We start from the raw sequence: 4,449 nt of genomic DNA on the forward strand, positions 1-4,449 counted from the left end.
GGGACAACTTTACGCCTCGGTGGACTGAAAAGGTGGGTTGTTCAGGGTTTCCCTAACGCGTTCTTTGTCGGCCTTGAACCGCCCCGGGAATCGAGGAGGCTCCTTCGATTGAGAATGGAGCCATGATGAGGAAGTCCCCGAAGTATTCCCCCGAGGTTGTCGAGCGCGCGGTGCGCATGGTCTTCGAGGCCAAGGATCAGTACCCGTCGCAGTGGGCGGCGATCGAGTCGATCGCCAGCAAGATTGGCTGCACGGCCGAGACGCTGCGCAAGTGGGTGCGCCAGGGCGAGCGCGACAGCGGTGTTCGGCCCGGCGCCACGAGCGGCGAGCAGCAACGGATCAAGGAACTTGAACGCGAGGTGCGCGAACTGCGCAAGACCAACGAGATCCTCAAACTCGCCAGCGCCTATTTCGCCCAGGCGGAGCCGGGCCGCCACAACAAAAAATGAACGCCTTCATCGACGAGCATCGCGCTCGCCTGGGGGTCGAGCCGATCTGCGCAGCGCTGCAGGTCGCCCCGTCGGCGTATTGGCGTCATGCGGCACGGCTGCGCGATCCGTCGCTGCTGCCTGCCAGGGCCCAGCGCGACGCACAGCTGATACCGCAGGTGCAACGCGTGTATGACGTGAACTTACGGGTCTACGGCGCCGACAAGGTCTGGCGCCAGCTCCTGCGCGAAGGCGTGACTGTGGCACGCTGCACGGTCGAGCGCCTGATGCGGCGCCTGGGCCTGCAAGGTGCGCGCCGTGGCAAGAAGGTGCGCACAACCGTGCCCGACGCCAAGGCGCAGTGCCCGCTGGACCGCGTCAATCGCCACTTCAAGGCCCAGCGGCCCAACCAGCTGTGGGTGGCGGACTTCACCTATGTGTCCACCTGGCAGGGCTTCGTCTACGTGGCCTTCATCGTCGATGTCTTCGCGCGGCGCATCGTTGGCTGGCGGGTCAGCAGTAGCATGCAGACCGACTTCGTCCTCGATGCCCTGGAGCAGGCGCTGTATGCGCGGCGCGCCGAGCGCGAGGGCGCGCTGGTGCACCACAGCGATAGGGGCTCGCAGTATGTGTCGATCCGCTACAGCGAACGCCTGGCTGAAGCCGGTATCGAGCCCTCGGTGGGCAGCACCGGCGACAGCTACGACAACGCGCTGGCCGAGACCATCAATGGGCTGTACAAGGCCGAGGTCATCCACCGGCGCGGGCCGTGGAAGACGCGTGAGGCGCTCGAGCTGGCGACGCTGGAGTGGGTCGCGTGGTTCAACCACCATCGCCTGCTGGAGCCCATCGGCTACATCCCGCCGGCCGAAGCTGAGGCAAACTACTGGCGCCAGCAAGCTGAGGCCTCTCCCACCCATTCAGCCGTCGTGCTGCAGGAGGGTTGAACCATGAGCACATGGCCTAACCGGGGGGGGGGCTCCGGCGGCCCCTGCGGGGGGCTGCAAGAGAAAAAGACGAACCCAAGAGCCGTCAGGCCATGTCGGTCTGACTCAAGCCAACTGGCCTCCTCGAAACCCGGGGCGGTTCAGCCTCGGCCTGGGTAAGCGTATTGGACTGCGCCGTTGTCAACCACTGGAACAGCTCCAGCAACTCCGCCGCCTCCACCATCAGCGCCATCGCCAAGTTCTTGGGCGTATGAACGGACTGCCAGTCGCGGGCGGCCGCGAAGTCGCGCAGTCGTTGTTGCAGACTCTTGACGTCCATGTCGATCTGATTCGTCCGGTTCGCCGCCGTCGAGTGCCGACGGCGTTCCCTATTAGTCTGACGTGAAATTGGGATACAGTTACACGCGACTACACTTTCCGCCGCTGCAGAATGCAATATTGCCCAATTCGACGCACCGCCCGAGCATCTGCCGATCCGCGGCGGGCCCGACTCGGTCCTTAGGTCGATGTCTGCCCGTGAAACTTCTGGTGCAGCGCCCGCACCTGCTCGGCCAGTTCGGGCTCGGGCCCGTCGACGACGGCGGCCGGCACCACGGTCTGGATTGGTAGCGTGTTCACCGGCGGCAGCGGCGCGCCCAGTTCGTCCAGCCAGCCCACCAGCTGTTCGGACGAGCTGACGTAGACGATGCGCCCGAGGCCGACCCAGCCGTGCGCGGCGGCGCACATCGGGCAATGCTCGCCCGAGGTGTAGACGGTGGCCGCGGCGCGCTCGGCCGGCGTCAGGTGCGTGGCCGCCCAGCGCGCAATCTCGAACTCCGGGTGGCGCGTGTGGTCGCCACCGGCAACGCGGTTGCGGTCCTCGAACAGGACCTTGCCGTCCGCCGACACCAGCACCGAGCCGAACGGTTGGTCGCCCGCTTCCAGGGCCTCGCGCGCCAGTTCCACGCAGCGCCGCAGGTGCGGCAGGTCGCTCGCCTGAATCATTTCATCTTCCTTCTATCCACTTCAATCACTCCGATAGCGCGCCCACTTGGCACGCATGGCCTCGGTGAGCCCGAGCTGGCGCGGCCCCGGCGTGACGCCGATCGCCATGCCCGCCGCCAGCTTGCCCGGTGCATCGACGGCCAGGTAGAAGCCGCAGATGCCCTCCCGCACCATCAGGCGGCCGGCCTCGGGCAGGCTCGTCACCAGGCCCAGCTTGTAGCAAGGCTGGCGCGGCGCGGTGACGCGCAGCACGCAGTCCGAGCCGTCGAAATGCAGCGTGTCGCCGACCCACAGGTCGCGTTCCAGCAGGCCGGCCAGCAGCAGGTTCTCGCCGATGAAGCCGGGCTGCAGGGCGGTGTCCGCCGGCGCGATGCCGCGCGCACGGCGCTGCTCGCGCCAGAATGGCAGGTGCTCGCGGGGGTAGGCGTAGACCGCCTTGTCCAGGCCGCCGTGCACCGACAGGTCGGCCTGCTCGTCGCCTTCCAGCCCCAGCGGCCGCACGGCCACGGGGCCGGCCCGGGGCTGCTTGCGGATGCCGCTGGCCACCGTGAGCCGCCCGTCCACGCGCAACGGCTGCGCCAGCGCCACGCTGATGGCGACGATGCGTGGCGCCGCGCTCATGCCCGCATCAGCGCCTCGATCTGGTCCGGCGCCACCGGCACGCCGCGCGTGATCAGCTCGCAGCCGTCCGCGGTCAGCTCCGCGTCGTCCTCGATGCGGATGCCGATGTTCCAGAAGCGCTCGGGCACGCCTTCGGCCGGGCGCACATAAAGCCCGGGCTCGATCGTCAGCACCATGCCGGGACGCAGGATGCGGCTGGGCCGGTCCTTCACCGTCTCGCCCGAGATCGGGTCGCGCCGCTCGCTCACCTGGCCGGCCTCGGCTGGCTCCACGTAGCTGCCGCAGTCGTGCACGTCCATGCCGAGCCAGTGGCTGGTGCGGTGCATGTAGAAGGGGAAGTAGGCGCGCTGCGCGATCACGTCGTCGAGCCCGCCGACCCTGGTCGCGTCGAGCAGACCGAGGTCGAGCAGGCCCTGGGCCAGCACGCGCACCGCCGCCTCGTGCGGATCGTTGAAGCGCGCGCCCGGCCGCGTCGCCGCCACCGCCGCCTCCTGGCTCGCCAGCACGATCTCGTAGAGCGCGCGCTGCGGGCCGCTGAAGCGGCCATTGGCCGGGAAGGTGCGCGTGATGTCGCTGGCGTAGCCGTCGAGTTCGCAGGCAGCGTCGATCAGCACCAGCTCGCCGTCGCGGATCGGTGCGCTGCCGGCGCGGTAGTGCAGCACGCAGGCGTTGGCGCCGGCGGCGACGATGCTGGTGTAGGCCGGGAACTGCGAGCCGTTTTGGCGGAACTCGTGCAGCAGCTCGGCCTCGAGGTGGTATTCCCGCACGTCCTCGCCGGCGCGCAGCATGCGCGCGCTGCGCTGCATGGCGCGCACATGGGCAGCGGCCGAAATCGCGCCGGCGCGGCGCATGATCGCGAGTTCGTGCGCATCCTTGATGAGCCGCATCTCGTCCAGCAGCGCGCACAGGTCGCGCTGCGCGCCGGGGCACAGGGCGCCGAAGCGCACGCGCGCGCGCACGCTGGTGAGCCAGCCGTCGATGCGCGATTCCAGCCCGCGATGGGTGGCAAACGGAAACCACACGGCGCTGCGGTTTTCCAGCAGGCGCGGCAGCTGCGCGTCCAGCTCGGTGACCGGGAATGCCGCGTCGACGCCCAGCGTCGCCGGCGCCGCCTCCGGCCCCAGGCGGATGCCGTCCCAGATCTCGCGCTCCGGGTCCTTGGGCGGACAGAACAGCGTGGCGCGCCCGCCGGCTTCGAGCACCAGCCAGGAGTCGGGCTCCTCGAAGCCCGTCAGGTAATAAAAATAGCTGTCGGGCCGATACGGGAAGTCGCTGTCGCGGTTGCGCGGCTGCACCGGCGCGGTGGGGACGATGGCGATGGCATCGGCCCCGAGCTGGGCCGCCAGGCGGGCCCGGCGCGCGGCATGGGGAGACTGATCGGTCATGGTGGGTGGATCTGCTTGCAAACCGTCAATGCTAGTGTAGTGTTTGATTCTTGAGGGAACATAAATGAATTGCCTACCTCCAAT

The 4,449-nt window shown here is 68.5% G+C and carries 4 protein-coding genes, 1 pseudogene and 1 other annotated feature; of the genes and pseudogenes, 1 reads left to right on the forward strand and 4 read right to left on the reverse strand.

Annotated elements, in window-relative coordinates:
* The first annotated feature begins 125 nt into the window (after positions 1–125).
* Positions 126–1,375 (forward strand): IS3 family transposase gene (locus PKA16_RS15650; RefSeq protein WP_324404601.1). Its coding sequence is split into 2 segments (ribosomal slippage): positions 126–414 and positions 414–1,375, totalling 1,251 coding nucleotides; the frame shifts between segments, so codons are not numbered across the junction.
* Positions 404–520 (forward strand) — a sequence feature (AL1L pseudoknot). Its footprint overlaps the gene before it by 117 nt.
* 154 nt (positions 1,376–1,529) lie before the next feature.
* On the opposite strand, the pseudogene PKA16_RS15655 reads toward PKA16_RS15650, so the two are convergent.
* From PKA16_RS15655 to PKA16_RS15670, 4 genes and pseudogenes are all read right to left on the reverse strand, one after another.
* Positions 1,530–1,694 (reverse strand): annotated as a pseudogene (locus PKA16_RS15655) (nucleotide pyrophosphohydrolase); the annotation flags it as partial.
* Between the two features lie 179 nt (positions 1,695–1,873).
* Positions 1,874–2,359: a nucleoside deaminase gene (locus tag PKA16_RS15660; protein ID WP_324404595.1), complete on the reverse strand. Its 486-nt coding sequence runs from the start codon at positions 2,357–2,359 to the stop codon at positions 1,874–1,876.
* Between the two features lie 21 nt (positions 2,360–2,380).
* Entirely contained in the window at positions 2,381–2,980 is a 600-nt protein-coding gene (locus PKA16_RS15665; RefSeq protein WP_324404597.1) for an MOSC domain-containing protein, read from the reverse strand.
* Positions 2,977–4,365, reverse strand: a complete 1,389-nt coding sequence (locus PKA16_RS15670) for an aminopeptidase P N-terminal domain-containing protein (protein WP_324404599.1) — start codon at positions 4,363–4,365, stop codon at positions 2,977–2,979. The genes PKA16_RS15665 and PKA16_RS15670 overlap by 4 nt, the downstream gene beginning before the upstream one ends.
* Positions 4,366–4,449 lie beyond the last annotated feature (84 nt).

Source organism: Ottowia sp., from assembly GCF_035325765.1.
In the GTDB taxonomy this organism is placed as follows: domain Bacteria; phylum Pseudomonadota; class Gammaproteobacteria; order Burkholderiales; family Burkholderiaceae_C; genus Ottowia.

Coding starts and splice junctions, on each gene's coding strand:
- PKA16_RS15660 (WP_324404595.1), bottom strand. CDS start 2,359: ATGATTCAGGCGAGCGACCTGCCGCACCTGCGGCGCTGCGTGGAACTG.
- PKA16_RS15665 (WP_324404597.1), bottom strand. CDS start 2,980: ATGAGCGCGGCGCCACGCATCGTCGCCATCAGCGTGGCGCTGGCGCAG.
- PKA16_RS15670 (WP_324404599.1), bottom strand. CDS start 4,365: ATGACCGATCAGTCTCCCCATGCCGCGCGCCGGGCCCGCCTGGCGGCC.